The organism is Ferrovum myxofaciens (genome assembly GCF_000735045.1).
Classification (GTDB): domain Bacteria; phylum Pseudomonadota; class Gammaproteobacteria; order Burkholderiales; family Ferrovaceae; genus Ferrovum; species Ferrovum myxofaciens.
This window is the reverse complement of record NZ_JPOQ01000338.1, coordinates 1-950: the sequence shown is the minus strand read 5'-3', so window position 1 is coordinate 950 and position 950 is coordinate 1. Positions and strand designations below refer to the sequence as shown.

Below are 950 nucleotides of genomic sequence, written 5' to 3'. Positions count from 1 at the left end.
CCTGATTATGTCTCTATCTCAGTGCGCGCCATCAGTTTCTTTCCAGAACAAGGAGTTGCACATATGAGCGCCACGGCAAGTCTTGGCACCATCGCTGCCAGATCGAATTGTTGTATTCCCGGAAATCAAAGTACTGTTGATCGCAATGATTCACCTCATCGGTTTTCGCAAGAGGTCAGAATTCTGTGTATTCATACAGTTTTCCAGTACGCACTGAGATAGAGACATAATCAGGTCAACTTCTGTGTGACATGCTGAATACGGTTAACGCCCACTCTTGCTGCGACACATTCCGTCTGATCTTGGGTGGACAATGATCTCATTTTCAGGGAGGTCATTGTTACACCGACCTTTGGCTCTGCTGTCCTTGGAAAAATCCTGAACAGAGCGTATGACAACTCCAATTTAAATTGGAGGCATTTTTTACCGGACAAACGCCGACATAAAGTCATTTCTGAATCGACAAAATAGAGAACCACACCCATGCACATCTAATAAGTTTATGACCGTGATCGATTAAACCGGCGGGATTAGTCCGTCCAGTTGAATCAGTATGGTCGTCAACTATTAAAGGAGTGTATGCAATGAGACGCATCAAGCCCACGGAGCGCAATCCGCGCCCCAACCAAGTAGTTTCCGTCGTAGCCGTACGCACCATCCACGAAACAGTAACGAATGACCGGGGTACCCGCCTGATAACCACATGCATCGAATATGTGGTTGGTAGAGGCAAGTATCTGGGTGTCGACCACAAGGTTACCGCGTTCATATGGCTGGAGGATAAAACAGGTGTTCTGAAGGCAGCATAAGCAATGGGCAGGGTCTTGAAAATGGCGGAACACATTTCAAACGACATATATTGACGCATAAGAGAGTTAGGCTAGCTCAGTCAACAACCCTCGCCTTTATTCGAGGGTTGTTGACACGTGTAATTTCTTGACATAAAAGTA

General features: G+C 46.2%; 2 protein-coding genes. Both read left to right on the top strand.

Annotated elements, in window-relative coordinates:
• The coding region (locus IV91_RS19330; protein WP_233418491.1) for a hypothetical protein at nucleotides 1-222 on the top strand (222 nt) is incomplete at its 5' end.
• A 362-nt stretch (nucleotides 223-584) separates the two neighbouring features.
• Nucleotides 585-809 carry a hypothetical protein gene (locus IV91_RS0113905; RefSeq protein WP_031599430.1) on the top strand — a complete coding sequence of 75 codons (225 nt, stop codon included), beginning with the start codon at nucleotides 585-587 and terminating at the stop codon, nucleotides 807-809.
• The last annotated feature ends 141 nt before the right edge of the window (nucleotides 810-950 follow it).